Source organism: Myxococcus sp. MxC21-1, assembly GCF_032612255.1.
GTDB lineage: Bacteria > Myxococcota > Myxococcia > Myxococcales > Myxococcaceae > Myxococcus > Myxococcus virescens.
This window is the reverse complement of the sequence record NZ_CP123278.1, coordinates 7439926-7464419: the sequence shown is the minus strand read 5'-3', so window position 1 is coordinate 7464419 and position 24494 is coordinate 7439926. Positions and strand designations below refer to the sequence as shown.

Below are 24494 nucleotides of genomic sequence, written 5' to 3'. Positions count from 1 at the left end.
CGCGATTACCGCGACAGACTCCTAGATGCGGATCTTCGTGAAGGCGCTCACATGCCCAGACCGGGAAGGGGCGCGCCGAAACCGTCACCAACATGGCGGAACTTCTTGCGCTTGCATCTGGCGGAGTCCGCGGGGATGGACTTCTTTGTGATTCCGACTGCGACGTGGGGATTCGCAAGGTGCCGAGTGCAGCACGGTGTCCGTGGCAGAATCCCTATGCGGAGAGAGTCATCGGCTCGATACGTAGGGAGCTGCTGGACCATGTCGTCGTCCTGAACGAAGCCCACGCTCGGCGCCTGCTGCGCGAGTACCAGCGCTACTACAATGCGAGCCGGACGCACCTGTCGCTCGGGAAAGATGCGCCCGAGACGCGTGAGGTCCAGGGCCCGGAGCACGGAGCCAAGGTGATAGAACTACGGGAAGTCTTCGGGCTCCACCACCGGTACGAGCGCCGCGCTGCGTAGAGTCTCGGTCCTTCCAACAACACCCTCGCAGACCCGCGCGTGCTGCACCAGCCTATCTGCGTTCGCAGGAAGGGCGGCGAGTGTCCACACGCAGGCAGAGAGAGGTGTTGAGGCGTCTGAGCTGGGCGTAATTCCGACCTCTGTCAAACGGAAGGGAGGACCCAGCGGCTCGTCATACGAATCGCTCACGTCATGACGCGCGTTTTGACGCAGCCTTGACGCACTCATGACGCAGCGACTGAATTTTGGGTAGGCACAGGAGCTGCTCGCTGCCCAGCAATACCTCTTCGCGGTGCGGGTCCGCGCGACGGACGACTGCACTCATGCCCCCATCGTGATGGGGGAGAGTGGCACGCTACAGCCGTTCGAACGGCGCGGCATAGCGGAATTGGCCACCAATGCCGGGAGTCCACCGGCCCAGCGGACGGGCCTGGAAGTGGTCGCCCCACCCTGGATCGGGCGGCGCGATGTTGATCGTCCGGGCGGCCACGAACCCGAACCGCGGGTAGTAGTCGAGGTGGCCGAGCAGGACGACGACGTCGAAGTCCAGCGCATCCGCCGCGCCGAGCACGGCATGCATCAGCGCCGCGCCGACACCGCTGCCCTGCTGTTGCGGAGTCACGCCGATCGGCCCGAGCCCGACCGCGCGCCCGACGTCGAGCGAGCCGACCGTGCAGATGACATGACCGACCACCGAGCCCGCAGCATCCTCAGCGACGAGCGAGAGCGCGGGGTTCCAGCCGACGTCGCCCCGGAGCAGGCGCACGAGCCCGACCTCCAACGGTTCGGCCCCGGGAGCCTGGGCGGCGAACGCGGCGCGGTGCACGGCGTCGACCCGGTCGTGGTCGGCGGTGGTCTCTCGTCGGATCAGCATCGATTCTCCTCGGGTCCGAAGGTCATGCAGGTAGGCCTCGCTCCGGGACGATCACCAGACGAGACGGTTCGTCTCGCAGAATAGCTACTTGGGTGCATGATGGCAATACGTCTCGTCTCGTTTCGAGCTACCGTTGGTGCATGTCCGCCACCCGACCCGATTCGCAACAGCCCGCAACCTCGGCGACACAGCGACGATCGCCAGACCCGACGAGGCGGAACGCCGCGACGAGGCGGGCCATCCTGGACGCTGCGCTCGATCTCATTGTCGCCTCCGGCTTCGAGATGCTCACGGTCGAAGCGATTGCCCGACGGGCCGGCGTCGGCAAGCAGACCATCTACCGGTGGTGGCCATCCAAGGGCGCCGTGCTGCTCGAGGCGTTCCTTGAGCACCGTGTGGAGGAGCGCACCGAGACCCCTCTGCTCGGGCCGCTCAACCGAGGCGACTTCGCAGCCGACGTGCGGAGGGTGCTGCGCGGCACCGTTCGGGCGTTCGCAAACACGAGCTGGGAAGCGCCGTACCGAGCGTTGACCATCGCCATTCAGGAGGACCCGCAGCTGGGCGCGGAGGCACGCGAACGCCTCATCCGGCCCTCGCTCGACGATGTCCGAGCTTGGCTCGCGACCGCTCAAGAGCATGGCGACGTCCGGGCGGACATCGACCTCGACGTCGCCGTCGAGCTCCTGGTCGGGCCGGTCTTCCACCGCTGGCTACTCCGCACCGGCCCACTCTCCGATGAGTATGCAGACGCCGTGACAGACGCCGTCGTGCACGCGCTCCACACATGAGCGCTCGCCCGAGCGCGCGGGACGAGGGTGGAGCCGCTCAGCGCCGGCGTGCTGTTCAAGATCGAGCGCATCGACGGGCCCAAGCCGTTTGATCTGAGTACCGTTCCTCGCAAGTGGAGGGGCAGAGCACGGGCTGCCGGGAAAGTGGGTATTGACCTCTCGTACTTGTTCGGATCGGGTCATGCTGAATAGAAGGCCCTGCCAACTGGCAGGGCCTTTTTGCTTAACACGGGCCTCGCGATGAATATCGCGGGGCCTTCGTGCTTAGTCCTACAGTTGCAGTTTGTGTCTGGCGCCACGTGCTCGGTAGTGGCAGCGCATGGCGACGGCTTGATGGTGCCGTCGCCACCGACTCCACAGGAGGACATCGGTAACTGGCGGGAGCGTGCGCCGCCAGAGGGCCAGCAGCAGGCGCCGAATCTCCTGGACGGAGTAGCGGACGAGGACTGTCAGTGAAGGCCCTGCCGGACGAGAAACGCCCGCATGGGGTTTCTTCGCGACGGCAGGCCGAGCGCTTTGGGGGGCAGTCCCTCCTCGGGGGGAGATTGGCCATGGCCTGCGCATTGGCCAGGAAGACGTGAGCGACGAGGCACAGCGTCGTGTGTCGATGCCAGGGTGTCCAGGTACGTACCTCGTAGTCCGCCAGCCCCACCTCGCCCTTGGCTGATTCGAAGTCGTCCTCAATGGCCCACCGGCTTCCCGCGGCCCTCACCAGCGAGGCCAGCGAGGCGTTGCGCCGTGCGTGGGCAATGTAGAAAGCCATCTTCCCGTCCACGAGGCTGCGACGAAATAGAAGCCACCTCGACAGGCCCAGGTGCCGGTTGAGACGCATGCGTGCCCAGTCATAGAGGCGTGGGCCCTTGCTTCCCGGGCCCGCAGACAGTCGCACCCAGCACGTGGGAGGGACGAGTTGCCCCATGTCGCCCGGCTTCACCTGGTAGAAGCCCCGCCAGACGTGCGTATTGGCCGCCACCGTCAGCACGTAGGGCTGGCGCAATCCCTCCAGGAAGCGTCGCAACGTGTTGTCACGCCCGTAGACTTCGTCCCCCACCACCCACGCCGGCTTCAGTCCTGAGGCCAACACCCGTTGCAGCATGCCTTGGGCGAGGGCTGGCTTGGACTCGAAGTCGACGTCTTCTGGGATGCCGCTCGCCTCACGGCGCGCCACGTCCTGCGTCCAGGCTTCTGGCAGGTACAGCTCCCGGTCCACCAACGCGTGTCCACGGGGCGTCGCATACGAGAGGAAGACGCCCACCTGCGCATTCTCGATGTTGCCCGCGGTGCCTGTGTACTGGCGCGCCACGCCGACGGACTTGTCTCCCTTCTTCAAGAAGCCCGTCTCGTCCACCGCCAGCACGCCGCCTTCCCCCAGACTCCTTCGGGCGTACTCCAGGTCGTCGTCGCGCACTGCGTCCGCGTCCCACTTCGCGCGCAGCAGCAGGTGCTGGAAGGCATACGGGGCGCCGTGCCCCGCGTCCTCTGAAAGGCCCCACGCATTCTTCCGCTGCGCGTGCCCCAGCAACGCCCTCACGTACTCCACTGCAGCGGCATGTGCTTCGCGCCTGTGATCTGCCCCACCATCCGTTTCACCACCTCCGCCTTGAATGCATCCGTGTACGACACAGCTACCTGCCTGTACTCGCCCCCGGGGGTGGTCAGCTCGGCCGGTCAGCCGAAACGACAACTTCCCTGACACGGGGGAGCCTGGCGATTGCAATCGATTCACGGGCCGTGCATAGGGACTTCGTGTCCTCCGCACCCGTCCTTGGATTTGGTCGCTATCTCGGCACACCGCTCCAGCGCCTGGAGGTGGCGGGGCTCGTCCTGACGGAGAGCACCTATCCTCCCGACGTCGTCCTCCCCCTCCACCGGCACCGGCACGCGGGCTTCCGGCTCACGCTGGAAGGCGGCTTCACCGACGTGTTGGAAGGACGTGCCCGGGAATGTCCTCCCAGGTCGGTGGCCTTCCAGGCACCCGAGGTCGCCCACGAGCAGCGCATCGCCGGTCGGCTCACCCGCACCTTCAACGTCGACTTCTCCGAGTCGGTCTGGCGGTCGCGCTACCCCCTCGTCTCCCGGCTGGACAGCCGGATGGAGCTGGCATCGGCGCGACTGTTCTCGCTGACCGCGCGCCTCTATCAGGAGTTCCTCCGCGGGGATGACGTGGCGGCGCTGGCCATCGAAGGGCTGGCGTTGGAGCTGCTGGCCGAGGCCGTGCGCGCCACGACGCCCCCGAAGGCGTCGGCCCCTCCCGCGTGGCTCGTACGGGTGCGGGAGTTGCTCGATGCGGTCCGGGGCCGCCTCCCACGCTCGCGCAACTGGCTCGCGAGGCGGGGGTGAGCCCCACGCAACTGGGCCGCGGCTTCCGCCAGTTCTTCCAGTGCACTCCCGTCGACCACCTGCGCCGCTCCCGACTGGAGCGCGCCAGCCGGGCACTGCGAGAGACGGCGCAGCCCCTCAGCGACATCGCGCTAGAGGCGGGCTACTGCGACCAGAGTCACATGACGCGCGAATTCAGCCGCCGACTCCACTTGACCCCGGCCGAGTACCGGCGGCTGCTCGCGGGCCGCTCGTTTCGTCCAACGGAATGAGTTCCGTCCAAGACGTCCTCGCGCGGACGGGGTCAGCTTCAGCGCCATGACTCCGGACCCGCTCGCTTCCCCCGTCCCCTCCCTGACCTCCGACTCCCGCTGGGGAGTACCCACCGTGGCCCTCGTCGCCACGCTGTGGCTGGCATCATCCGGCTGCGTATCACGGCAGGAGGTCCCCACAGCTCCCGCGCCGGCCGTCACCCGCGTGGAAGCCGGGCGCACGCACTGGGTGCTGCGTCCCTCCGAGGCCTACGACGCCCTCTGCCTGCTGAATCTGCTCCGTGGCGACGCGTTCTACACGCAGTTCTATCCCGTGGAGTTTCAGCGCTTCTCCGCCCTCCTCGAGCCCAGGGAGAAGGCCGCGCTCGCGCACCTCACCGAGCGGATGGGAAAGCAGGCCGGGAAGATGGTGGGTCCCCACCTGACGCTCGTCTTCTCCGTCACGGGCGCCACCACCGTGGAAGGCCTGGCCAGGACGGTGTCGGACGATGCCGCCTGGAAGGCGATGCGCCGGGACTTCGAGGCGACGAGCTACGGCGAGGACTCCGACTTCACCGAGATGGAGGACGTTCGCCAGGACCTGGGCGTGCTGTTCGCCTTCCTCCAGCGCATCGGCTTCTCGCGCATCTGGCGCGCGGAGTACCTGCCCCAGGTCGAGCAGGCCATCGCGCAACTCGGCGTCCAGTTGGCGCCCCATGACGTGGTGGGCTGGGACGAGGACGTCCTCGGCCGGGCGCTCCACGTGGAGGAGCTCAACGCCCACGTGCTGAAGTTCGTCAAACCCCACGGCATCCGGGTGACGGGGTGGAACTTCCTCACCGACCTCACCTACCCGCTGAGCGTCACGGTGAAGACCGCCGTGCACGAACTGCTCCACCCGCCGTTCAAGCGCGAGGGCGCCATCGACGCGCGGTTGACGGCTCTGGAGGCGGACCCCTACTTCCAGCGACTGGTGCGCGAGCACGACCCGGCGTTCGGCTACACCACTGCGCAGGGGCTGACGGAGGAGGACTGCGCCGAGGCCGTCGACGTCTTCGTAAGCGAACGCCAGGGCCTGCTCCGCGCGAGGGATGGCAAGCCGCTCACGGGCGCGGCCTTCTTCCGCGACCACGACGATGGAATGCACGTGTTGGCCTACGTGCTCTACGAGGAGCTCCGGCGCGCGGACTTCTCCCAGTGGACGAAGTACGAGGACTTCCTGCTGAAGCTGTTCGACACGGGCGTGCTCGTGCCCGGGAAGCTGGAGCAGCGATTCCGTTCCTACACCGGCAGCTATCCCGTGAAGGCATTGAAGGAATAGGCCCTCAGGCGCGCCGCTCCGGACGCCGCGACGAGACAGGCGCGCAGCCGCCGCAGCCCCTCGTCGAGCCGGGCCGTGCGCGCCTCGCTCATCCGCAGTGACGCACTGCCGAAAGTGGTCTTGACGCGCTCAGGACGCAGCGACCGAATTTTGGGAAGGTACAACTGTTCTCCGAGCCGACCTGCATTGGCGCATGCCTGGGCGCGCTGAATGGAGGAGAGCTTGAAGTCGCTTCCCCTGAGGTCTCGACATGCGCAAAGTCTCGACGCCCACCCTGCTTCTCTCGATCTGCGCTGTCGGCATCATCATGGCCGTGGGAGCGACGTGGTGGATGAGCAGGACGAGCATCTTCGTCGTCAATGCGTCGGAACGAGAGCTGCGGAGTCTAAACCAAGGATCGTGATTCTCGAACGGCCTCAGGGTGTGCGCCTGAGGTCGACTCGTCGCAAGGATGGACTGGCGGAGCGCTGGGCATTGCGAGCGGAGAGGTAGGCATGCACTCGGACCATGAGCTGGGCCATGGTGCGGCAGCGGTGATTGCGGGTGACGTTGGCATGTAGGTCGAGCCACACCCGCTCGATGCGATTGCCCTGGGGGCAGTACGGCGGGAGGAAGTGGAAGACGAATCGCCCGCCGAAATGCGCGAGCGCCTTGAGCGTCTTCTTGCTGGAGTGAACCGAGGCGTTGTCGAGAACGAGGTGGATACGGCGAGCGCGCCGGTATTGACTTGCCAGACGCCACAGCAGCTGGATGAAGAGGGCACTTGCCTTGGACCTGCCTTCCACCCACGTCAGCTGCCCCGTGCGCGTATTGAGCGCTCCAGCGAGGTAGCGCTTCTGGTTGTTGCCGGGAGTCACCACCACCCGTCGTTGCCCGGGCAGGCACCAGTCGCGCCCCACCTTGGGGTTGACGTTCCCCTCACGTCTGTCTCGGAGTCCCTGACGCCCACCCTCCTGGTAGCGCCTGACCGCCACCACCACCGTTGAGGTGGCGCACTCCAGCGCCTTGGCGGTGGCTCGACACGACGCCCCACGCCCCACGGACGCCACTGCCAGACACCTCCGATAGGTGTACAGGCAGCCACTCCTGGCCCCTCACCGAAGCAGCGCCTGTCGCTGCTTCCTTTTCAACCACTGCCTACCGTGCCTCTGGGGCAGGGCCTTCTCGCTCTCAGGTCTTCTGCGCACACAGAGCCGAACGGGAGGTGCCCCTGCTCTCTCTTCCCGCCCGCTCCACGCCCGCCTGCTCACCGACCTGATCGAGAATCACGAACCTCGGTTTAGTTGGACGTATTGCAGGAGCCGGCCACTGGTGATGCGATTGGCCAAGCCCAGGGCGCTCTCCCGCTCCGGGAAGATGCTTTCCGTGGCGCCCAGCGCGTTGGCGATGCGCGCGTGGTCGTCCGAGCGGACCTTCACGTAGATGTCCTGGATGCCTGTGTCTCGCAGTGCGAGCAGCGCGAGGATGCTGGCCGAGAGGTCCTCTCCCGTGGAGACGATGGCCGCGTCCGCTCCCCGAGCGCCCACTTCCTCCAGCACCTGACGCTGCGTGGCGTCACCCACCATGGCCTTGGAAACCCGCGCGCCCAGGGCATCGACCACCGCTGGGCGTGGATCGATGGCGATGACATCATGCCCCTGCTCGTGCAGGCGCGCGGCGATGACCGAGCCAAAGTTGCCCAGGCCCACCACGATGATGCGTTTCATCCGTGCTCCTTAACCAACGATGAGGTCCTCTTGCGCGGGACGCACGTGCCGCAGGTGCGTTCGGGCGCGCAGGCTGAGGGCGGCAAAGAAGGACAGTGGGCCCAATCTGCCCACGAACATCAACACGATGATTTGAACCTTGCCCGCAATGCTCAGGGAAGGCGACACGTCCATCGTCAGCCCCACCGTGCAGAAGGCGCTGACAACTTCGAAGAAGACGGGCAGAAAGCTGGCGCGCGCGGTCTGCACCGACTCCGCGCCGCGCCCCTCCGTGAAGCTGAGAACGAAGACGGCGGCGGTCATTACTCCGAAGGCAAGCAGCGCCAGCGACACGGTACGTTCGATGGTGCCCTCTGGAATCGCGCGACCGTGGAGTTCGGCATGGCTGCGCCCCCGGATGCGCGTGAAGGCGAGCGCCGTCACTTCCGGGACGCCCATCTGGCCCGTACGGTGGGAGGCATATCAGTCCGCGAGCAAATCGTACTCGTGCATCCGTCACCCTCCTCCAGGGCGTCGTCCCCGCACCGCACGGCAGCGCAGGACCGAACCTGCCCCGCGCCAGAATCAGGACGCTGCGCCATGCGTGCGTCAAGAGGATGCTGCGGGAAGGGCGGCTCCACCGGCATGCGTTCGTTGACGACTTCGAGCCTGTCGGATGGTATGGCGAACGCCAGCCCTCGAAATGCAGCCTGTGCAGGAGCGTCGAATGAGCCTTCTGGTGATTTGTGAATTCAAGACACGGACCGGCGGGGAGACGGAGTTCCTCCGAGCGGCGCGGGCATTGGCCTCCGTCGCCGCGACCGAGCCGGGAACATTGCGCTACCAGTGGTTCACCACGCAGAAGCCCGGTCACTATTCGATCATCGAGGAGTACGTGGACGCTGACGCGGCCGAAACACATAACAACCACGTGGGCGCACTGCTCCGGGAGCTCTTCGCGGTGTCGGACCTGGTGTCGATATCGTTCTTCGGGGAACTCAACGCGTACTTGCGCGAGTGGGCGACCGGGCGCGAGGGGGTCGCGGTCAACGTCGCGTTGTGACGTCGCCGGGGGCAGGCCTGCTCCGCCGAGGCCTTGATGAAGTCGACGAACGCCCGGAGCGGCGCTGGCACGAAACGCCGCCCGGGGTAGTAGAGAAACGGCCCGGAGAAGGACAGCCACCAGGGCTCGAGGACACCGCGCTCCAGGTGAGGACGCAGCCAGTCCTCGAAGAGGTAGACGATGCCGCAACCGGCGATCGCCGCGTCGACGGCAAGGTCGGTCGCCCCTCCGACCCGGACGATCAACGGCCCTGTCGGCTCGATCTTGACGACCTCGTCATCCTTCTCGAACTCCCACTCCGTCATCGTCCCGATTGGGAAACGGCCGCGCAGACAGGCATGGTCGAGCAGGTCACGGGGGGAGGAGAGCACCTAACGAAAGTCAGGGTAGAGGCGGCGCGGAAGCATGAGGCAGCAACCGAAGACGAGGAAGCCGAAATGGACATCGTCCCTGCGTTCGTCGCGGACCCGAAGTCGGCGGAACTGGTTCTTCCAGGCCTGGGTCCGTTCCACGACCCATCGGTAGGGACCGAGTCGCTCCCTGGATTCGACGCCCTGACGGACGAGGAGTCGATGGAGGCCCTGGAGAAGTCGACCTTGCCGCGCAGGCTCAACTCGTCGAGCAACCGTCCTTGCAACGTCTGCCACACGCCTGCTCGGGTCCACTCCTCCAGTCTGCGCAAGGCCGTCATGCCCGACAGGCCGAACTGCTTGCGGGGCAACATCTCCCAGGGAATGCCACTTCGCAGCACGAAGACGATGGCTTCCAGTGCCGCCCGGTCGTCCGCTCGAGGTCGACCCAGCTTCTTCTTGGGGCGAGGAGGAGGAAGCAAGGGAGCCACGTGCTGCCACAAGGCGTCGGGGACGAGTTCGCGGACCATGCCCCTCAACCTGGGGCTGGCCCCTGTCTGCGGCCAGTCCATCATTCAGTGGTTTCAAGGAGAGGGCTGGGGGCCCCCTTCAATCGGGGGCCGATTGAATCTCCGCAAACTACGCCGTGGGCGACCTCTCGTCCATGGTTCCAATCTGCCGGTGTCCGCTTCACAGTGAGTGCGTGGCGACGTGGTGCGCGTGGGCTCGCGGGCAACTCGCTGGGGTAGGTGAAAGTCGCATGGGTTCGATGCGCGCGCGGGCTCAGGGGCGAAGCACTGCCCAGGTGGCCCCGCGGCCCATCTCGGCGGGTCCGGCCTGCGTCCCCGCTTCGGGGGAGCGCCGAGCCGGCCGCGCGCAGCGGCAGCCTGGTACGCCCCGAGGCCGCCTCCCCATTGCTCCACCCCTTCTTCGCCGCTACAGGAACTCGGCGGCCCCCTATGCGCCGCGCCCACTCGCCTTGACCCACGCATGACGCAGCACCCGGATTTCGGGTAGGCACAGGGGAACGATGCCGCCCTGGCGCGCGAGAGCCTGGACCACCTGGACCGCTACATCCGCCTCCTCTTCAACCGTCCCCTCCCAGAGAAAGCATCGCCATGACCCAACCCCCTCAGCTCGGCTGCGCCTGCGGAAAGGTCCTCCTGCAGGTGCGGGGAGTCCCCATCATCAGCGCCGAATGCTGCTGCAATAGCTGCCGCGCGGCCGGCGCCAGGCTTCAGACGCTCCCCGGGGCCCGGCCGGTCCTGAGCTCCCTTGGCGCGACGCGCTTCGTGCTCTACCGCAAGGACCGCGTCCATTTCCAACAGGGCACCGAGCACCTCAAGGAGTTCCGGCTCACGCCCGAGGCGAAGACCCGCCGGGTCGTCGCCACCTGCTGCAACACGCCCGTCTTCCTCGAGTTCGAGAACGGCCACTGGCTCAGTCTCTATGGCGCGCTCTGGCCCGAAGGGACGCTGCCCCCGCTCGAGCTGCGAACCATGACCTCGGACCTCCCGCCCGGGACGGCGCTCCCCGAGGACGTCCCCAACGGCAAGCACCAATCCGTCTCGTTCTTCGTCAAGCTGCTGGGCGCGTGGGTCCTGATGGGCTTCCGCAGCCCGAAGCTTGCCTTCGTCCACGGACAGCTCCAGGTCTGACCTCCGCTAGAGCTTGGCGACGACCTGCCCCCATTTGGGACGCTACCTGTTCAGGGCAAAGCGCGAACTGCGTGGAGTGGTGAGGAGGAGCTTCCTGGACGGGGGGACGCAGGATCGTGACCTTGCTACCGGATTTCGCAAGGATGCGGATGCACTTCGCGAGAAGGGGCTCTCGCGTGCGGCTGCCGTGGCTCAAGCTCTCGCGGAACGCTATGGGTTCGATGCCGAGCATGAAGACAGCGAGACGGCCGAGTTTCGCGACCCCTGAATGCACTGTTGCGCGTGCGAAATGGCCCCCTGCTTTGAGGAAGTTGTCGCCTCGGCGGGCAACGCCCTTTCGCGCGCCTCGCTCGCAGTGACGCACTGCCGAATGTGCCCGTGACGCAGCGACCGAATTTGGGGGAGGCACCCTCTCTCCTGATTGTTGGGAGGGCACAGAAGGCACAAGGGCGGGTATGAGGGCAGCCCCATTTCGAGCTTTCGCGGCGGTTCGTGTCGGCCTAAGTCAGTGCCTCCTGGGAGGGGCTACCGCTGCTTCCCCTGGGCTGGCTGCTTGGTCGGCGGATGCGACGCGCTTTCGAGGTGATACATGCGTGAGGGGACCGTAAGCATCCTTCTGGGCTCTAGCTGGGGTCTATTCGCGCTCATTGTCTATGGGCTTTTTGTGCGCTCGATTCGGGCGCGCCGGAGGGACGAGCAGCTCCTCCAGCAGGGAGAGTCGGCCGAAGCCACGGTGCTCCAGGTTCAGCGCACCCGGAAGCGCATCAACCACAGCCCTGTCTTCGCGGTCCGACTGGAGGTGCGGCGGTCGGGGCATGCGCCTTATGAAGTGGGACTGGAGGACCGGCTGGACGCCTGGGACATTCCGGTGATGGAGCCTGGACGACGGCTCAAGGTGAAGATTCATCCAAACGACGCGCAGCGGGTTCTCCTCGTGGGGGAGGACACCTCTCAGCCCTCCAGCGTCTCGCCCCAGGGAGACCCCGTGAAGGCCATGGCGGACCTGCAACGGATGGCCAACGAGGGGCTCATTGCCGCCGAGGAGTACGAGCAGAAGAGGGCGGAGATTCTGTCCCGGCTCTGACGGCTGGGCGAGGCTCGGCCTCTTCTCGGGGCCGAGGGCCGCGATGTGCTCACTGTCAACTCGTGCAGGGCCTGCCCTGCTCCTCGTCCATGCGGGGCACCAGGGACCTGCTCGTTTGAAATGGGGGCCACACCACCGGTACGAGCGCCGCGCTGCGTAGAGACTTGGTCTTTCCAACAACACCCTCATAGACCCGCGCGTGCTGCACCAGCCTACCTGGGTTCGCAGGACGGGAGGGGAGCGGCCACACGCAGGCAGAGAGGTGTTGAGGCGTCTGAGCCGGGCGTAATTCCGACCTCTACCAAACGGAAGAGAAGGACCCAGCGGCTCGTTACGCGCATCGCTCACTTCATGACGCGCGTTATGACGCAGCCTTGACGCACTCATGACGCAGCGACTGAGTTTTGGGTAGGCACAGGCATCGGATGGGCTTTCGGCTCTTCTGGCGCTGGAAGTCCCGGAGTCGGCTGGGGCGGCCTCGGGCAACTCCGGAACTGCGCGCATTGATTCGGCGCATGGCCGATGCCAACCCGACGTGGGGGGCCCCGCGCATTCACGGGGAGTTGCTGAAGTTGGGGATGGAGGTAGGCCAGACAACGGTCGCTCGTTACATGTCCAGACCGGGAAGGGGAGCGCCGAAACCGTCACCAACATGGCGGAACTTCTTGCGCTTGCATCTGGCGGAGTCCGCGGGGATGGACTTCTTTGTCATTCCGACTGCGACGTTTGGAGTGCTGTTGGGATTTGTGGTTGTGAGTCACCGAGACAGGCAAATCCTCCACCTCAATGTGACAGCGCACCCGACGGAAGAATGGACGAAGCAGCAGTTGCGAGAAGCCTTTCCCTGGGCCAGTGCTCCAAGGTACTTGCACAGAGATAGGGACAAGCTCTACTCCGAGGGCGTTCGCGCCACGCTTACCCATTTGGGGATTCGCGAGGTGCCGAGTGCTGCACGGTGTCCGTGGCAGAATCCCTATGCGGAGAGAGTCATCGGCTCGATACGTAGGGAGCTGCTGGACCATGTCGTCGTCCTGAACGAAGCCCACGCTCGGCGCCTGCTGCGCGAGTACCAGCGCTACTACAATGCGAGCAGGACGCACCTGTCGCTCGGGAAAGATGCGCCCGAGACGCGTGAGGTGCAGGGCCCGGAGCGAGGAGCCACAGTGATAGAGCTACGGGAAGTCTTCGGGCTCCACCACCGGTACGAGCGCCGCGCTGCGTAGAGTCTCGGTCCTTCCAACAACACCCTCGTAGACCCGCGCGTGCTGCACCAGCCTACCTGCGTTCGCAGGATGGGCGGGGAGTGTCCACACGCAGGCAGAGAGGTGTTGTGGCATCTGAGCCGGGCGTAATTCAGACCTCTGTCAAACGGAAGGGAGGACCCACAGCTCGTCATGCGCATCGCTCACGTCATGACGCGCGTTTTGACGCAGCCTTGACGCACTCATGATGCAGCGACTGAGTTTTGGGTAGGCACAGGGGTCGACCATAAAGACTCCGACGTGCCGAGCTTCCCGGTTGGCGCCGACGGCGCGTCACCAACGGAAGTGCGAAGAGCCGATCTCGGTGGGCACCTGCACGCCGAAGGAGTTCTGCACCGACGCGACCATGAGCCGAGTGGGATCGGCCGGGTCGAGCAAGAGCTCGCACGGGGCGCCCGGTTGCAGCAGTGGGAGCTGGAGCGCGCTGCAGGTGAGGCGAGTTTCGATGCTACGGCTCGGGTTGGTCAGCTGAAAGCTCACGGGCACGGCATGGAACGTAGGGCCGTGGCCGTAGCGACCGAGCGTGACGGGTTCACCGACCGTGGCGAGCACGGCGTGCGCACGGGTGCCGATCGAGCCGAGCACGAACGCGGGTTTCTCTTGCTTCGAAGGGCGTCGTCCGTAGCGATAGCTGAGCCAAATGACGCCGCCGATCACCACGAGCATGCCGACAATGAAAATATCCATTCTTTGACCTCTATCAGAAGCCGAGTACGGGCGGATGCTCGAAGTGCGTGAGCTTTCGAGGTACGTCGACCATGAGCATGGCCCAGTTCCGTGGCCATGGTGCTCTACGCGGGTGGCACCTTCGCTCCGCTCGGCATGTTGCTGTGCCAGGCGGTCCTCGCGGTGGCCTGGAGCCTGGGCGTCCTTGCTTGGGATGAGAAGAGTTATCTCGTCGACCAGGCTCCGCCGTGGGTGGAGCTGTGTGCGAACCTGTTGATGATGGGGCCTGCGACCCTCTTTCTTGTCTCCGCGATGCGGGCGTTGAAGATGCTGCACGAGGCGCGACGAGGCCCCTTCGCATTGGCGGTCGTCCGCGGGCTCCTGGTCACCGGGGCCGTGGGGCGCTTCATGCCACTGCGCACCATGCGGCTTGTCCTGACGGTGGACTGGGGGCGGGAGCCCCCGTGCCCCTTCTCTATTGGACCTACTGACTCGGCTTTCGCTCTGCAGTCGCCCCCGTCCTCGCGGAGTCTCACTCGCTGGGCGAAAGGGTCCCCACGATAGGGAAGGTCCTCAACACGAGGTACTTCTTCATTCAGCAGGGGCAGGTTGTCCGCGTGGAGGAGTAGGGGCGGCCCTGCCCACGTCGGCGCGAAGGGGAGCGCCTCTTCGTGCCAGTGCGAGGTCGGCTGCCTACGCTACTTCCCATAAGGTGATGGCGTGCAGGTGGACGAGGACCTCGTTGCCCGGCCAGCCAAGAAGAAGGTCAAACGGACCCGCGGCGAGCAGCAGTAGGTGAAGCACCAGCCCGTTACGCAGCACGAGGACGAGTGGCGTGCCGATGAATGGAATGCATGCGCGTGGATCCGCGACGGGCCTGCGCGCAGGTGCAGTGGACCTGCGCAGCATCACCGTGGGAATCATGCCCAGGACCGGCCCCACAAGCGCGTGACGCTGGGCAAGTCAGGACACTGAGCAACCCACCATGTCGAATCAATCGCGATTCTTCAGACTCATGCCCGCGATGCTGGACGGGATATGGTCCTTGAACGAGCCGCTGGACAAGCAGGGCCAAGAACTGGAGAACTGGAGGGAGTTCACGTCTGGACGCCCCGCACGCGTGTCCGGTCCCCTGTGGATTCCCATCGACGAGCCCGGACGGCGGTTGGACTACAACGCCGCAGGCGCTGGGATGACTCCCATTGTCCACGTCAAGGTGGCCACCATCTTCGCGGAGCTGGCCCCCAATGACGTGCAACTGATTCCCGTCGATATCAAAGGCTACCTTGACGAATACCTCATTCTCGTGGCGATACGGCTGGTTCGGTGCATCGACGACGAGGCATCGGAAGAAGTGATGTACTGGAAGCCAGAGGATGAGCGCCCCGAGAAGCTCGGCAAGTACCGAAGCGTCTACGGGATGAGGATTGACCCCTCGAAGGTGGGCGACGTGAAAGTGTTCCGCACCTGGGGATGGACCGGCGTGCTCATTGTCTCCGAGGACATCAAGACGGCGATGGAGCGTGCGAGCGTCACCGGGGCGGAGTTCGAGGCGGTCTAACCTAAGCGGAACTGCTGCTGCGAAGGGCTGCGCGGCGGCCTCCCGCGCTCCTTGGAGCTTGGAGGGGAGGGGCCCGGCCTGGCCGAATGCCCATCTCCTGCTGGGGACCTATGGGGAGGCCTCACCCTGGATCCAGCGCGTTGGGACGCTGGCCTCCCTTTGCCCGAGCCGACATGGGCAGAGGAGGGGACGGAGAGGTGTGTCGGTCGAGCAGCGTGGCCGAGACACGCAGAGAGTCGTCTCGGAGAGTCTGCGCCGCGCGAAGAAATCGAGAATACCGAGTAACGGAGAGCCCTTTTTCACTCTCTCGGTTAACAGTGGCCTATTTCGGCCTTCTGAAAGAGGGAAACGACGTAACCCTGGAAGGTACGACATCGAAAGCCAGGGATTGTCAGAATCGGGTGCCTGCGGTGGTTAACAAAACTGTTAACCACTCTCGGCCTCTCTCTCCCCAAAACGGGTGAAAGAGCGGTCCAGAGGGCCCAATCGGCGGCGGAGGAGAGGGGGCATCTCGCTCTGCGGGGTAGAGCGCCGAGAGCGCCCTCTTCGTCACCGCGAGCCAGAATCCCTTGTGATTCAGCGGCTTAAGCACGAAGGCCCCGCGATATTCATCGCGAGGCCCGTGTAAAACAAAAGGGCCCTACCGGTTGGTAGGGCCCTTCGTTCAGCGCCTCGGGGTGCAGGCGGAACCAGCGGGCGATGAGCATCACCTCCTGCGCTTCGTGTGCACGGAAGCCCAGTGTCTCCGGCTCGGGCCGCTCGAGGATTTCACGGGCCTTCGCCTCCAGCGCCTGCTGCTGCTCGAGCGTGACGGGCGCGGGCAGCTCCGCGCGCACGCTGCCCCGGCGCACCACGTAGACGCGGTCATCGCCGCCGTGGCCGGGCACCGTGTAGACGAAAGAGAGGCGCTTGAGCATCCGGCTCAGCTCCACCACCCAGCCGCGCATCAGCTCCAACCGCTCCGCCCTGTCCCGCAGCTCCGCGGCGTATTCGAACTGGAGCCTGCGGGCCGCCAGCGCCATGCGCTCACGCAGCAACGTCAGCGGTGTGTCGGACGTCCCTTCGAGGAAGGCGCGGGCCTGGGCGACGCGCGCGTCGTACTCCGCGCGAGTACAGCCGCCGGCGCAGGGCGCCAGACAGCGCGAGAGCTGCCCGCGCATGCACAACGGCTCCTGCTTCAGCGGGAAGAGCTGGCCCTGGTCCGCCAGGCGCATGGGCGTGTCCGCCGCGCAGTCGCGCAGCTCCAGCAAGTCACTCACCGCGCGCACCACGTCGGACATGGCGCTCCGTCCGTGGAAGGGCCCGTAGTAGTCGCCGCTCTCGCTGCTGGCGCGGCTCACCACGCGCAGCCGGGGGACGGGCTCGCGCGTCAGATGGATGAAGCAGTGGCCCCGGTCCCGCTTGTGCTCCACGTTGTAGAGGGGGCGCTGTGACTTGATGAGGCGGAACTCGTACAACAGCGCGGCGAACTCGCTGGGCGTGTACTCCCAGACGATGCGGTGCGCGTGGGCGATGATTTCCGCCGCCTTCTCGTGCGCTTCCGCGCGGAAGTACGACAAGAGCCGCGTGCGCACCCGCACGGACTTGCCCACGTAGAGCACTTCGTCCGAAGGCCCCAGCATCCGGTAGACGCCTGGGCGATTCTCGGCGTGCTCGCGCACGTGGGCGAAGAGGGCGGCGACGCGGGATTCCATGAGACGGGAGCGGAGGCCCGCACCGTAACCGGCGAGGACCGTCGCTTCCATGCCCCGGACCTGTCCGGCTCCTCTGTGAGCCGAAGCCGCTCGGGGAGGTGCCTGCCGGACGTCGCCTCTGGAGGGAAGGCGGTGGCGCGGGAACGCAGGGCGGCGGCCTCAAGTGAAGGCCGCGCGCCCTGGCCCGCGGTGAAGCGCGGCTACGCCGGCTCGATGAAGTTCAGCCGGTAGCCGTCCGGGTCGGTGACGATGAGCTCCCGGGTGTACCAGGGCTGAACCGTGGGGCCGTCCACGGCGGCGCCCAGGGACTGGGCCCGCAGGAGCACCTCGTCCAGGCTGTGGGGCGCCTCGGCGCGGAGGCCGACGAGCACCCCCGTGCCGCGCCGGCCTTCCAACTTCAGCTGTGGCGGCGGGGTGACCAGGTACACGTCCAGGGCCTCCGCCCACCGGAGGTGGACGAAGGGGGCTCGGCGCTCACGCGCGTGAAGCCCAGCGCCTCATAGAAGGCCACCGAGCGCGCGCTGTCCGTGACGAGCAGCTTGACGAAGGCCGCCGTCACTTCGCGAGGCCTTCCGCCTTCAGGGCCTCCTGCACGGAGGGCCGGTCCGCCACGCGGGCGTGATAGGCGCGCAGCGCGGGGAAGGGCTCCAGGTCCACCTTGGTGTGCCCGGCCCAGTTGAGCGTCGTGAAGAGGTACGCGTCCGCCACGGTGAACTGGTCGCCCAGCAGGAACGCCTGCTTCGCCACCACCGCCTCCAGCATGCCCAGGCGCTGCGCGAGCCGCTCACGCGTCAGCCGCTTGACGTCATCCGGGAACGCCGGGTTGAACAGGGGGCTGAAGCCCTTGTGAATCTCGGTGGAGATGAAGTTGAGCATCTCCTGGAGGCGGTAGCGCTCCAGCGTGCCGTTGGCCGGGGCCAGCTTCTTGTTGGGGACCTGGTCGGCGAGGAACTGGACGATGGCGGGGCCCTCGGTCAGCAGGCTGCCGTCATCCAACTGGAGCGCCGGGACATAGCCCTTGGGGTTGATGGCGTGGAAGTCCTCGCCCGCCGCCGTCTTCTTGGCGCGGATGTCCACCTTCTCGGTGGTGAAGGAGAAGCCGCCCTCACGCAGGATGATGTGGGGCGACAGCGAACAGGCGCCAGGGGAGTAGAAGAGTTTCATGGCGCGGATTCCTGCACGACTCCAGCGCCGTTCGCCACGAATTCGGATGCAGGTCGGGCCGCCCCCTGGGTCGGCCCTGCCCAGGTGACCCGCAGGCACTGCGAGTGATAGGGATTCGTGACGGTCGGCACCGGTCCGGGGAGCCCGCCCGACCGCATCCCCTCAGCGCATGCCCGGCCCCGCGGGCCTGTCCGGATACCTGAACCTATGCGTCTCAAGCAGTCTTTCCTGCTCCCTCTCGCGGTCCTGTCCCTGGGCGTGCTGCCGGCGTGCTCGGACGATGGTGACGACCCCTCTCCTGGCAATGACGCCGGCACTGATGCGGGCACCCACGCGGGAACGGATTCCGGCACGGACGCGGGCGATGACAACCCGGGGCCCAGCACCGAGCCCGGGACCTGTCCTTCCAACGCGCTGCTCTGCGAGTTGTTCGACAGCGGCAACGACACCAACGGATGGAGCGCCAGCGCGGAGAACGCCTCCCTCCAGGTGGACAGCACGCGGACGCGCAACGGCCCGGGCGCGCTGCACGTCCTCACCGAGGATGGACACGACGAGCGGCAGCGTGCTGGCAAGGCCATCGCGCAGTGGCAGAAGAGCATCCCGGCTTTCGAGACCCGGCTCTTCGTGCGCGCGCACGTCTACATGCGCTCGCTGCCGGGAGTGTTCGGGCAGATGGGCACCTTCTTCGTGCTGTCCAACTTCGGCGCGGACTTTGGTGGCTTCGAACTCCAGGTCATGCAGGACAGCGGCTTCGCGCTGGATGACTGGTCCTTCCGCGAAGGGCAGGGCTGGAACCGCCAGCCCGAGCCCGTCCGGCTGGGCATGGAGGCGGGGCGCTGGGTGTGTCTGGAGTGGGAGGTCCGCCGCGACAGCACGTCGAGCACGCACGGCAACACCCGCGTCTATGTGGACGGCACGCTTGCGCACGACTTCACCAACATCGGCATGCGCGCCTTCAACAACTTCTCCGTGGGCTACGGCTTCGTCCACCCGCTGGGAGCGTCCGGCTCCGAGACGTGGATTGACAACGTCGTGGTGAGCACGCAGCGCGTCGGCTGCGACTAGGGCGTCCGCACGAAGCTCCGTGGCAAGAGGAACGGGCACGGCCATGCGGCCCTCAAGACGGGCTGTCTGGCTGTGCGCTTCAATGCTGCGAGATTGCGAGGGACGCCCGTCGTCACTTCACGGACGCGGGAGGGTCTGCTGCATCTGCCGGCTGCGGTATTGGATGCGCTGATTGAGCGCTCCCTGGCGCTGGGGCGATTCGTCGCGCGAGTACAGCGCCAGCCCGAAGTAGCGCTTCTCTGGCGCATCGGTTCCCCCCAGCCGCCACCCGCTGGCGGCGTGTGTCTGCTTTTCTGATTCGAGCTGGGCCGTCGTTCCAGGCGCGGCGTGGGGTGAGGGCAGTGCTGGGGCGACGGGCGAAGGCGTGTGAGGGGCCTTGCTCCGGACGGCGGGAGTGGATGGGCCTGGAGTGGGTGACTGCCTGGTGGCGACAGCAGGCAGTGGTGCTGCGTTCTCCATGGGAGATGGAGTCGCATCCGGCTTGATTTGCCAGACGCCGATGCCGCCGCAGACCACACCCAGCAGGAACGTGAGGATGAGCCGCATGTGCGTGACGTGCCTTCCATGGAATGGGGGCGCAAGCGCCCAGGTCAGACCGCGATACCTCCTCGCCAGCGCTTCGGTTGAAGCGGGGAAGCTACCCCGGAATCCTGGGCGAGCGGACAGGCGAGCGTCCGTTGGGGCGCGGCGTGTCCATGTGCATCGTTCCTGCTCGGACATGGCGGTGGCGCCGGAAAGGAACGAGGACACATGGCGACGGGGACATTGCGCCGGCCCGACCTCCATCGGGTGGCTCGGGTGGGGCAGGGCGCGAGCCGGAGCGGTGTGGAGTGCGCGGCCCGCGTGGGCTACGCCGCGCGCGCGGCGGTCTACGCGGTGATTGGAGTGCTGGCGTTGATGCTGGCCGCGGGTGAAGGAGGCCGGCGACGGACACCCATGGCGCCGTGGAGGAGGTGGCGCGCCAGCCCTTCGGCTCGGTGCTGCTGGTGCTGCTGGGGGTGGGACTCGTCGCCTTCGCGCTGTGGCGCTTCGCCCAGGCCGCCTGGGACTTGGAAGACAAAGGCCGCTCCGGAACGGGCATCGCGGCGCGCGTGGGCATGGCGGGCAGCGGCGTGATTCACGCCAGCCTCGCGCTCACGGCCTTCAACCTCCTTCGCGGCCGAGGTGGCGGTGGTGGCGGCGGCAACCAGGGACTCACCGCCAAGCTGCTGTCCCAACCCTTTGGCCAGGTCCTGGTCGTCGTGGTTGGCCTGTCGGTGATGGCGTTCGCCGGATACCAGCTCTACCAGGCCTGGAAGGGACGCATGTTGGAGGAACTGAGCCTGTCCGGACTGGCCGCGCGCCGGCGGACCTGGGTGGAGCGCATCTGCAAGGCCGGTGTCGCGGCGCGCGGCGTGGTGTTCCTGCTGGTGGGTTGGTTCTTCATCCAGGCGGCGCTGCGCGCGGACCCGGGAGAGGCGGGCGGCCTGGGGGAAGCGCTGGGAACGTTGGCGCGCCAGCCCTTCGGACCCTGGCTGCTGGGCCTGGTGGCGTTGGGACTGGTGGCCTACGCCGTCTACCAACTGTGCGTGGCGCGCTACCGGCGCATCCCCACGCCGTGATGCGGCCCTACATGCGGCGCTGCAGGTGGGGCACGGCCGAGGTGAACAGGGCCTCGGGGGCCACCGGCCCTGTGCGCCGACCAGCGCGGGGTAGACGTCGATGGGCGCCGCGCAGCCCACCACGAAGTCCGCGGCTTCGCGCAGCTTCGCCAGCGCGAAGTCCGTGCAGTGGATGGTGATGACGGGCAGGAGGCCGGGCTCGCTGAGCCACCTCACGCCGTCCGACAAGTCGTGGGCACTCACGAAGCGTTGCACCGTGTCGCGCAGCTTGCGGCTCTCCTCCAACGCCGCCGCGAGCCCGCTGCGCCGGTCCCGCTGTGGCGCCGGGACGTAGGGCTCCGAGTCGTCCTCGCGCGGCATGATGATGCTCTCAATCCACATCGGAGCGCCTCCTGACGGAACGACTGGCGCGGCCATGACGAGCAATGAACCCACGCCCGCTTGGACGCCGAACCGGGACGGCATATTGCACGTGTTCGGCGAACCCCGATTCACTGATGACGCCAAGTCCTTCCCGAAAGGCGTCAGGGTGTAAGAAATCGGAGGAAGGGCCGGGTGTCACCCCGTGGGCTGCGCCCCGCATGTGTCCACAAGTGGATGCCGTGCCCGCCCCGCGGAACGGGGTGGCACCTGCCCTACCGTGGCAAATCCACCACGAAGGCGGCGCCGCCTCCAGGCGCTTCCTCCACGTGGACGCGGCCGCCGTGCGCGTCGATGATTTGCCGGACGATGTGGAGCCCCAGCCCCAGGCCGCCGCGCCGCTGGGCGTTGTCGCCCTGGGTGAAGCGCTCGAAGACGCGATCCCGATCCGCGGCGGGAATGCCCGGCCCGCTGTCCTGCACCACCAACCGGGTCCTGTCGGGTGTGTGCGTCAGCGACACCTTCACCGGCTTGCCCGTGCCGTAGCGGAAGGCGTTGGTGAGCAGGTTGCTCACCACCTGCTCCATGCGCAGCCGGTCGAAGCGGCACGGGGCCGGCGCGTCCACGTGCGAATCCAGGCGCACGCCCGCAAGGCGGGCCTCCTCGGCGAAGCGGGAGACGACGTCCGACACCACGCCTGCCAGGTCTCCGTCGGCGAACTGGAAGTCCAGCTTCCCCGTCTGGATGCGGCTGACGTCCAGCAGGTTGTCCACCAGCGCGCCCAGCCTGCGCAACTGGCGCTCCGTGTTGTCCAGCTTCCCGGCGACCTTGTCCGAGCCGAGCGTCGCGCCAGGTGTGGAGGCGCCCAGGCGCCGCAGCAACTGCAACTGGAGGCGCAGGGACGTCAGCGGCGTGCGCAGCTCGTGGCTGGCCATGGAGAGGAAGTCGTCCCGCGTGCGCACCGCCTGTTGCAGCGCGGCCTCCGTCTCCTTCAGCGCGGTGATGTCCAGGATGGCCCCGCGCACCACCACGACGTTGCCCGTGGCATCGCGAATCACCGTCGCCCGGCTGGTGAGCCAATGCCAGCTCCCGTCCGGCCAGCAGGTGCGGAAGGTGGACGTGTAGGCGTCCACGTGCCGGGTGAAGAGCGCGGCGACCTGGGCCTCCACCTCCGCGCGGTCCTCCGGGTGGATGGAGGCGAGGAACTTCTCGTGCGTCCACTCCGCCTGCGGCTGTGCGTAGCCGTAGAGCCGGTCATGCGCCTCGGAGCGGAACACCTGGCCGGTGACGAGGTTTGTCTCCCAGACGGCCATCTGCGCGGAGTCGAGCGCCACCTGGAAGCGCTCGCCCAGTTGGCGGAAGCGCTGCTCGGTGCGCGCCACTTCGTTCTCCGCGTGCTGGCGCTGGGTGATGTCCGTGGCCAGCACCCACGTCTCGTCACCCACCACGCGGACCGTCACCTCCAGCCATGTCCGCGACGGCAGCTCCGCCAGGAAGCGGTCGCCCTCGCGCGTGGTCAGCGCCGTCATCAGCCGTTCGTGCAGCACCGTGCCCGAAAGCTCGGGCTGCGCAAGCCAGGGCTCCTGGCCGCGCACCTGCTCGGCCGACACACCCAGCAGGGCGGCGGCGTGCGTGTTCAGCTCGCGGACGCGGCCGTGGGCGTCGAGCGTGAAGAAGGCCTCGCCCATCATCTCCTGCAGCACACACAACCGGGCCTCGGCGGACAGGCCGACTTCGTCGGCGGCGTGAGCAGGCAGCTCGGTGGTGACTGCGGGGGCGGCTCCGAGGGACGACCGGGCTCGGAAGACGGAGCGAGTCTCATGGGGGCCGGGAAGGTCTCCCGGCCATCCGGAGGCGTCAAGCCGCCCGGCGTGGCGCTCGCGGGGGCTCCTGGTGAGTCAGGAGGCTCACGGCGCCGGTCCCTGCGCCCCCGTTTCCGGCCCCCCCCAGGCCGCCCCGACTCGCCCATGCGCGCTCAGCCTCCGTTCGCTGCCGCCGTGGGGTCCACCAGGGGTTCAGGCATGACCCAGAGCGCCGTGGGCTGAAGATAGGCCGCGTCGAATGCGAAGAGAATGCCCGTCCAGCGGTCCCAGAAGAGGGCCCAGTTGTACTCAGTGGGCGGCGAGGTGAGCGGGTTGCCGTCGCGGTCCGGCTGGCTGTAGGCGAAGTCCGCGTACGTCCACGTCATCGTCCCGAAGTCCGTGGTCAGCAGCGGGGTGATGGCGCGCAGCAGTTCGACGCGAGAGACCTCGTCCGGGCGCTGGACGGCGGGGGAGAAGACAGGCTGGGCCATGTCGTGCTGCTCACGCCAGGCGATGTAGTTGTTTCCCATGGCGATCAGCGCGTCACGCGCGGCCGGCGTGGGCGCCAGGCGGGCCTCTTCGTACAGCGCGAAGGCCGCCACCAGCAGGCTCTTCCAGTGCATGCCGGGGAAGAGGGTGTCGAACTCGAACGGGCGCGGCGTGTCGAAGGCGTGCGCGAGCGCGTAGTCATACGCCTGACGGGACTGGGTGGGCACCGCGTCCACCAGCGTGAACTCCGTGAGCACGCGCTCGGGCGTCACCACGCCGGCCCCCGCGCGCCAGTCCATGTAGAGGCGCCCCGAGCCGCCAATGTCCGTGAAGATGGCGAGGTTGCTCTCGTTCAGCGTGTGCTCCAGCGTGTCCACGATGCGCTCCGCCTTGTCGAGCGGGAGCACGCCTGGCGCGCTCGCGTAGAGCGCGGCGAAGCGCGCCGTGGTGGTGAGCAACGTGCGCGCGTCCAGCAGGGCCGCGCCATTGAGCGCCGTGGTGAGCGAGGCGAGCGACGCCGCCACGTCGAAGGGCAGGCCCGACAGCACCAGTTGCAGGCCCAGTTGCTGGACGGACAGATGCAGGGCGCCCGTGAGGCCCACGCGTCCCAGCGCCTGCTGAAGCGACAGGGATGGCTGGACGCGGGCGGCGCGGATGACGCTGCGGGCCAGTGACGCGCCGAGAAGGCCTTCGCCGCCGGTGCGAGAGGCATGCGGCGCGAAGACGAACCAGTTGGGCCGCACGGCGCTGGTGCCACCCGGGGTGAGGGTGGGGTCCAGCAGCCCGCCGATTTCATAGGCCAGTTCGATGTAGCCCGCGGTGATGCGGTTGTTGTCCTCCAGCGGCGTGGTTTGGGCGTGGGACGTCGAGGCCAGCAGCACGCTCGCGACGAGCAGCGCGCGGGGCAGGCCCAGGGGGATGGGACGGGATGGGGTGAGGTGCATGAGAGAGGGAAGTAGCCACGCCCATG

At 67.2% G+C, this 24494-nt stretch carries 28 protein-coding genes and 4 pseudogenes; 18 read left to right on the top strand and 14 right to left on the bottom strand.

Translation table 11 applies throughout. The features are described 5' to 3' along the window. Nucleotides 1-164 precede the first annotated feature (164 nt). Nucleotides 165-464: an integrase core domain-containing protein gene (locus tag QEG98_RS33245; RefSeq protein WP_316564135.1), complete on the top strand. Its 300-nt coding sequence runs from the start codon at nucleotides 165-167 to the stop codon at nucleotides 462-464. A 355-nt stretch (nucleotides 465-819) separates the two neighbouring features. Here the strand turns inward: QEG98_RS33245 and QEG98_RS33240 are convergent, their stop codons facing one another. Continuing rightward, nucleotides 820-1338, bottom strand: a complete 519-nt coding sequence (locus QEG98_RS33240) for an N-acetyltransferase (protein ID WP_316564134.1) — start codon at nucleotides 1336-1338, stop codon at nucleotides 820-822. A 140-nt stretch (nucleotides 1339-1478) separates the two neighbouring features. Here QEG98_RS33240 and QEG98_RS33235 point away from each other — a divergent pair, with 140 nt between their 5' ends. After that, nucleotides 1479-2126: a TetR/AcrR family transcriptional regulator gene (locus tag QEG98_RS33235; protein WP_316564133.1), complete on the top strand. Its 648-nt coding sequence runs from the start codon at nucleotides 1479-1481 to the stop codon at nucleotides 2124-2126. A gap of 223 nt (nucleotides 2127-2349) precedes the next feature. Here the strand turns inward: QEG98_RS33235 and QEG98_RS33230 are convergent, their stop codons facing one another. After that, nucleotides 2350-3657 carry an IS701 family transposase gene (locus QEG98_RS33230; RefSeq protein ID WP_316564132.1) on the bottom strand — a complete coding sequence of 436 codons (1308 nt, stop codon included), beginning with the start codon at nucleotides 3655-3657 and terminating at the stop codon, nucleotides 2350-2352. Nucleotides 3658-3872: 215 nt separating this feature from the next. Between QEG98_RS33230 and QEG98_RS33225 the strand changes: the two genes are divergently transcribed. The 3 genes from QEG98_RS33225 (at nucleotide 3873) to QEG98_RS33215 (ending at nucleotide 6017) form a co-directional block, all read left to right on the top strand. Then, nucleotides 3873-4466: a hypothetical protein gene (locus tag QEG98_RS33225; protein WP_316564131.1), complete on the top strand. Its 594-nt coding sequence runs from the start codon at nucleotides 3873-3875 to the stop codon at nucleotides 4464-4466. Continuing rightward, nucleotides 4463-4717: a helix-turn-helix transcriptional regulator gene (locus QEG98_RS33220; protein ID WP_316564130.1), complete on the top strand. Its 255-nt coding sequence runs from the start codon at nucleotides 4463-4465 to the stop codon at nucleotides 4715-4717. Before QEG98_RS33225 ends, QEG98_RS33220 begins: the two co-directional genes overlap by 4 nt. A gap of 115 nt (nucleotides 4718-4832) precedes the next feature. Continuing rightward, a complete protein-coding gene (locus QEG98_RS33215) occupies nucleotides 4833-6017 on the top strand; it encodes a hypothetical protein (protein WP_316564129.1) in 1185 nt (394 codons plus the stop codon). Nucleotides 6018-6433: 416 nt separating this feature from the next. Here the strand turns inward: QEG98_RS33215 and QEG98_RS33210 are convergent, their stop codons facing one another. The 3 genes from QEG98_RS33210 to QEG98_RS33200 all read right to left on the bottom strand — a co-directional run bounded on the left by QEG98_RS33210 (nucleotide 6434) and on the right by QEG98_RS33200 (nucleotide 8161). After that, complete coding sequence (locus QEG98_RS33210) at nucleotides 6434-7057, bottom strand: IS630 family transposase (RefSeq protein WP_410478091.1); 624 nt, start codon at nucleotides 7055-7057, stop codon at nucleotides 6434-6436. Nucleotides 7058-7282: 225 nt separating this feature from the next. Next, entirely contained in the window at nucleotides 7283-7723 is a 441-nt protein-coding gene (locus QEG98_RS33205) for a TrkA family potassium uptake protein (RefSeq protein ID WP_316564127.1), read from the bottom strand. Nucleotides 7724-7732: 9 nt separating this feature from the next. Beyond that, nucleotides 7733-8161, bottom strand: coding sequence for a potassium transporter TrkG (locus QEG98_RS33200; protein ID WP_316564126.1), 429 nt, complete (start codon nucleotides 8159-8161; stop codon nucleotides 7733-7735). 268 nt (nucleotides 8162-8429) lie between these two features. Between QEG98_RS33200 and QEG98_RS33195 the strand changes: the two genes are divergently transcribed. Next, nucleotides 8430-8765, top strand: a complete 336-nt coding sequence (locus QEG98_RS33195) for a putative quinol monooxygenase (RefSeq protein ID WP_316564125.1) — start codon at nucleotides 8430-8432, stop codon at nucleotides 8763-8765. Between the two features lie 371 nt (nucleotides 8766-9136). Here the strand turns inward: QEG98_RS33195 and QEG98_RS33190 are convergent. After that, a pseudogene (locus tag QEG98_RS33190) lies at nucleotides 9137-9645 on the bottom strand (transposase). A gap of 588 nt (nucleotides 9646-10233) precedes the next feature. On the opposite strand from QEG98_RS33190, the gene QEG98_RS33185 reads away from it, so the two are divergent. From QEG98_RS33185 to QEG98_RS33170, 5 genes and pseudogenes are all read left to right on the top strand, one after another. Continuing rightward, the gene (locus QEG98_RS33185; RefSeq protein WP_316564124.1) at nucleotides 10234-10773 is read left to right on the top strand and encodes a GFA family protein; all 540 of its coding nucleotides are present in this window, start codon (nucleotides 10234-10236) and stop codon (nucleotides 10771-10773) included. A gap of 34 nt (nucleotides 10774-10807) precedes the next feature. Beyond that, nucleotides 10808-11041 (top strand): hypothetical protein, encoded by a 234-nt coding sequence (locus QEG98_RS33180; RefSeq protein ID WP_316564123.1) that lies wholly within the window; start codon nucleotides 10808-10810, stop codon nucleotides 11039-11041. A gap of 396 nt (nucleotides 11042-11437) precedes the next feature. Then, nucleotides 11438-11857 carry a hypothetical protein gene (locus QEG98_RS33175; RefSeq protein WP_316564122.1) on the top strand — a complete coding sequence of 140 codons (420 nt, stop codon included), beginning with the start codon at nucleotides 11438-11440 and terminating at the stop codon, nucleotides 11855-11857. A 425-nt stretch (nucleotides 11858-12282) separates the two neighbouring features. Beyond that, nucleotides 12283-12417 (top strand): annotated as a pseudogene (locus QEG98_RS42395) (hypothetical protein); the annotation flags it as partial. A 135-nt stretch (nucleotides 12418-12552) separates the two neighbouring features. Then, nucleotides 12553-13080 carry an integrase core domain-containing protein gene (locus QEG98_RS33170; protein WP_316564121.1) on the top strand — a complete coding sequence of 176 codons (528 nt, stop codon included), beginning with the start codon at nucleotides 12553-12555 and terminating at the stop codon, nucleotides 13078-13080. Between the two features lie 312 nt (nucleotides 13081-13392). Here the strand turns inward: QEG98_RS33170 and QEG98_RS33165 are convergent, their stop codons facing one another. After that, nucleotides 13393-13806 (bottom strand): hypothetical protein, encoded by a 414-nt coding sequence (locus tag QEG98_RS33165; RefSeq protein ID WP_316564120.1) that lies wholly within the window; start codon nucleotides 13804-13806, stop codon nucleotides 13393-13395. A gap of 96 nt (nucleotides 13807-13902) precedes the next feature. Here QEG98_RS33165 and QEG98_RS33160 point away from each other — a divergent pair, with 96 nt between their 5' ends. Further along, complete coding sequence (locus tag QEG98_RS33160; RefSeq protein ID WP_316564119.1) at nucleotides 13903-14349, top strand: hypothetical protein; 447 nt, start codon at nucleotides 13903-13905, stop codon at nucleotides 14347-14349. Between the two features lie 129 nt (nucleotides 14350-14478). Here QEG98_RS33160 and QEG98_RS33155 read toward each other — a convergent pair whose 3' ends face one another. Continuing rightward, on the bottom strand, nucleotides 14479-14709 hold the full coding sequence (locus QEG98_RS33155; protein ID WP_316564118.1) for a hypothetical protein: 231 nt from the start codon (nucleotides 14707-14709) through the stop codon (nucleotides 14479-14481). A 91-nt stretch (nucleotides 14710-14800) separates the two neighbouring features. Here QEG98_RS33155 and QEG98_RS33150 point away from each other — a divergent pair, with 91 nt between their 5' ends. Next, a complete protein-coding gene (locus QEG98_RS33150; RefSeq protein ID WP_316564117.1) occupies nucleotides 14801-15346 on the top strand; it encodes an imm11 family protein in 546 nt (181 codons plus the stop codon). A gap of 608 nt (nucleotides 15347-15954) precedes the next feature. On the opposite strand, the gene QEG98_RS33145 is transcribed toward QEG98_RS33150, so the two are convergent. Beyond that, the gene (locus tag QEG98_RS33145) at nucleotides 15955-17040 is read right to left on the bottom strand and encodes a GIY-YIG nuclease family protein (RefSeq protein WP_316564116.1); all 1086 of its coding nucleotides are present in this window, start codon (nucleotides 17038-17040) and stop codon (nucleotides 15955-15957) included. Between QEG98_RS33145 and QEG98_RS33140 the strand changes: the two genes are divergently transcribed. Continuing rightward, on the top strand, nucleotides 16996-17271 hold the full coding sequence (locus QEG98_RS33140; RefSeq protein ID WP_316568064.1) for a hypothetical protein: 276 nt from the start codon (nucleotides 16996-16998) through the stop codon (nucleotides 17269-17271). The genes QEG98_RS33145 and QEG98_RS33140 overlap by 45 nt on opposite strands. Here QEG98_RS33140 and QEG98_RS42390 read toward each other — a convergent pair. After that, nucleotides 17241-17599 (bottom strand): annotated as a pseudogene (locus QEG98_RS42390) (VOC family protein). The gene QEG98_RS33140 and the pseudogene QEG98_RS42390 overlap by 31 nt on opposite strands. Further along, nucleotides 17596-18204 carry a glutathione transferase GstA gene (gstA, locus tag QEG98_RS33125; protein WP_316564113.1) on the bottom strand — a complete coding sequence of 203 codons (609 nt, stop codon included), beginning with the start codon at nucleotides 18202-18204 and terminating at the stop codon, nucleotides 17596-17598. Before gstA ends, QEG98_RS42390 begins: the two are co-directional and overlap by 4 nt. A 207-nt stretch (nucleotides 18205-18411) precedes the next feature. Here gstA and QEG98_RS33120 point away from each other — a divergent pair, with 207 nt between their 5' ends. Beyond that, the gene (locus QEG98_RS33120) at nucleotides 18412-19272 is read left to right on the top strand and encodes a hypothetical protein (RefSeq protein WP_316564112.1); all 861 of its coding nucleotides are present in this window, start codon (nucleotides 18412-18414) and stop codon (nucleotides 19270-19272) included. Nucleotides 19273-19389: 117 nt separating this feature from the next. Here QEG98_RS33120 and QEG98_RS33115 read toward each other — a convergent pair whose 3' ends face one another. Beyond that, nucleotides 19390-19818, bottom strand: a complete 429-nt coding sequence (locus tag QEG98_RS33115; protein ID WP_316564111.1) for a hypothetical protein — start codon at nucleotides 19816-19818, stop codon at nucleotides 19390-19392. A gap of 204 nt (nucleotides 19819-20022) precedes the next feature. On the opposite strand from QEG98_RS33115, the pseudogene QEG98_RS33110 reads away from it, so the two are divergent. The 3 genes and pseudogenes from QEG98_RS33110 to QEG98_RS33100 form a co-directional block, all read left to right on the top strand. Next, nucleotides 20023-20261: pseudogene (locus tag QEG98_RS33110) on the top strand (DUF1206 domain-containing protein); the annotation flags it as partial. A gap of 108 nt (nucleotides 20262-20369) precedes the next feature. Beyond that, entirely contained in the window at nucleotides 20370-20873 is a 504-nt protein-coding gene (locus tag QEG98_RS33105; protein ID WP_316568005.1) for a DUF1206 domain-containing protein, read from the top strand. A gap of 100 nt (nucleotides 20874-20973) precedes the next feature. Beyond that, complete coding sequence (locus tag QEG98_RS33100) at nucleotides 20974-21207, top strand: hypothetical protein (RefSeq protein WP_316564110.1); 234 nt, start codon at nucleotides 20974-20976, stop codon at nucleotides 21205-21207. Nucleotides 21208-21508: 301 nt separating this feature from the next. Here QEG98_RS33100 and QEG98_RS33095 read toward each other — a convergent pair whose 3' ends face one another. Together QEG98_RS33095 and QEG98_RS33090 are read right to left on the bottom strand one after the other, a co-directional pair. Beyond that, the gene (locus QEG98_RS33095; protein ID WP_316568004.1) at nucleotides 21509-22936 is read right to left on the bottom strand and encodes an ATP-binding protein; all 1428 of its coding nucleotides are present in this window, start codon (nucleotides 22934-22936) and stop codon (nucleotides 21509-21511) included. Between the two features lie 272 nt (nucleotides 22937-23208). After that, complete coding sequence (locus QEG98_RS33090; protein ID WP_090492110.1) at nucleotides 23209-24468, bottom strand: hypothetical protein; 1260 nt, start codon at nucleotides 24466-24468, stop codon at nucleotides 23209-23211. Nucleotides 24469-24494 lie beyond the last annotated feature (26 nt).

Excerpts from the sequence above, each read along its gene's own strand:
- QEG98_RS33155 (WP_316564118.1), bottom strand. The coding sequence starts at position 14,709 with ATGATTCCCACGGTGATGCTGCGCAGGTCCACTGCACCTGCGCGCAGG.
- QEG98_RS33240 (WP_316564134.1), bottom strand. The coding sequence starts at position 1,338 with ATGCTGATCCGACGAGAGACCACCGCCGACCACGACCGGGTCGACGCC.
- QEG98_RS33235 (WP_316564133.1), top strand. The coding sequence starts at position 1,479 with ATGTCCGCCACCCGACCCGATTCGCAACAGCCCGCAACCTCGGCGACA.
- QEG98_RS33205 (WP_316564127.1), bottom strand. The coding sequence starts at position 7,723 with ATGAAACGCATCATCGTGGTGGGCCTGGGCAACTTTGGCTCGGTCATC.
- QEG98_RS33150 (WP_316564117.1), top strand. The coding sequence starts at position 14,801 with ATGCCCGCGATGCTGGACGGGATATGGTCCTTGAACGAGCCGCTGGAC.
- gstA (WP_316564113.1), bottom strand. The coding sequence starts at position 18,204 with ATGAAACTCTTCTACTCCCCTGGCGCCTGTTCGCTGTCGCCCCACATC.
- QEG98_RS33100 (WP_316564110.1), top strand. The coding sequence starts at position 20,974 with ATGGGCGCCGCGCAGCCCACCACGAAGTCCGCGGCTTCGCGCAGCTTC.
- QEG98_RS33195 (WP_316564125.1), top strand. The coding sequence starts at position 8,430 with ATGAGCCTTCTGGTGATTTGTGAATTCAAGACACGGACCGGCGGGGAG.
- QEG98_RS33120 (WP_316564112.1), top strand. The coding sequence starts at position 18,412 with ATGCGTCTCAAGCAGTCTTTCCTGCTCCCTCTCGCGGTCCTGTCCCTG.
- QEG98_RS33160 (WP_316564119.1), top strand. The coding sequence starts at position 13,903 with ATGGTGCTCTACGCGGGTGGCACCTTCGCTCCGCTCGGCATGTTGCTG.
- QEG98_RS33185 (WP_316564124.1), top strand. The coding sequence starts at position 10,234 with ATGACCCAACCCCCTCAGCTCGGCTGCGCCTGCGGAAAGGTCCTCCTG.
- QEG98_RS33090 (WP_090492110.1), bottom strand. The coding sequence starts at position 24,468 with ATGCACCTCACCCCATCCCGTCCCATCCCCCTGGGCCTGCCCCGCGCG.
- QEG98_RS33165 (WP_316564120.1), bottom strand. The coding sequence starts at position 13,806 with ATGGATATTTTCATTGTCGGCATGCTCGTGGTGATCGGCGGCGTCATT.
- QEG98_RS33170 (WP_316564121.1), top strand. The coding sequence starts at position 12,553 with ATGGACTTCTTTGTCATTCCGACTGCGACGTTTGGAGTGCTGTTGGGA.
- QEG98_RS33115 (WP_316564111.1), bottom strand. The coding sequence starts at position 19,818 with ATGCGGCTCATCCTCACGTTCCTGCTGGGTGTGGTCTGCGGCGGCATC.
- QEG98_RS33145 (WP_316564116.1), bottom strand. The coding sequence starts at position 17,040 with ATGGAATCCCGCGTCGCCGCCCTCTTCGCCCACGTGCGCGAGCACGCC.
- QEG98_RS33200 (WP_316564126.1), bottom strand. The coding sequence starts at position 8,161 with ATGGGCGTCCCGGAAGTGACGGCGCTCGCCTTCACGCGCATCCGGGGG.
- QEG98_RS33105 (WP_316568005.1), top strand. The coding sequence starts at position 20,370 with ATGGCGGGCAGCGGCGTGATTCACGCCAGCCTCGCGCTCACGGCCTTC.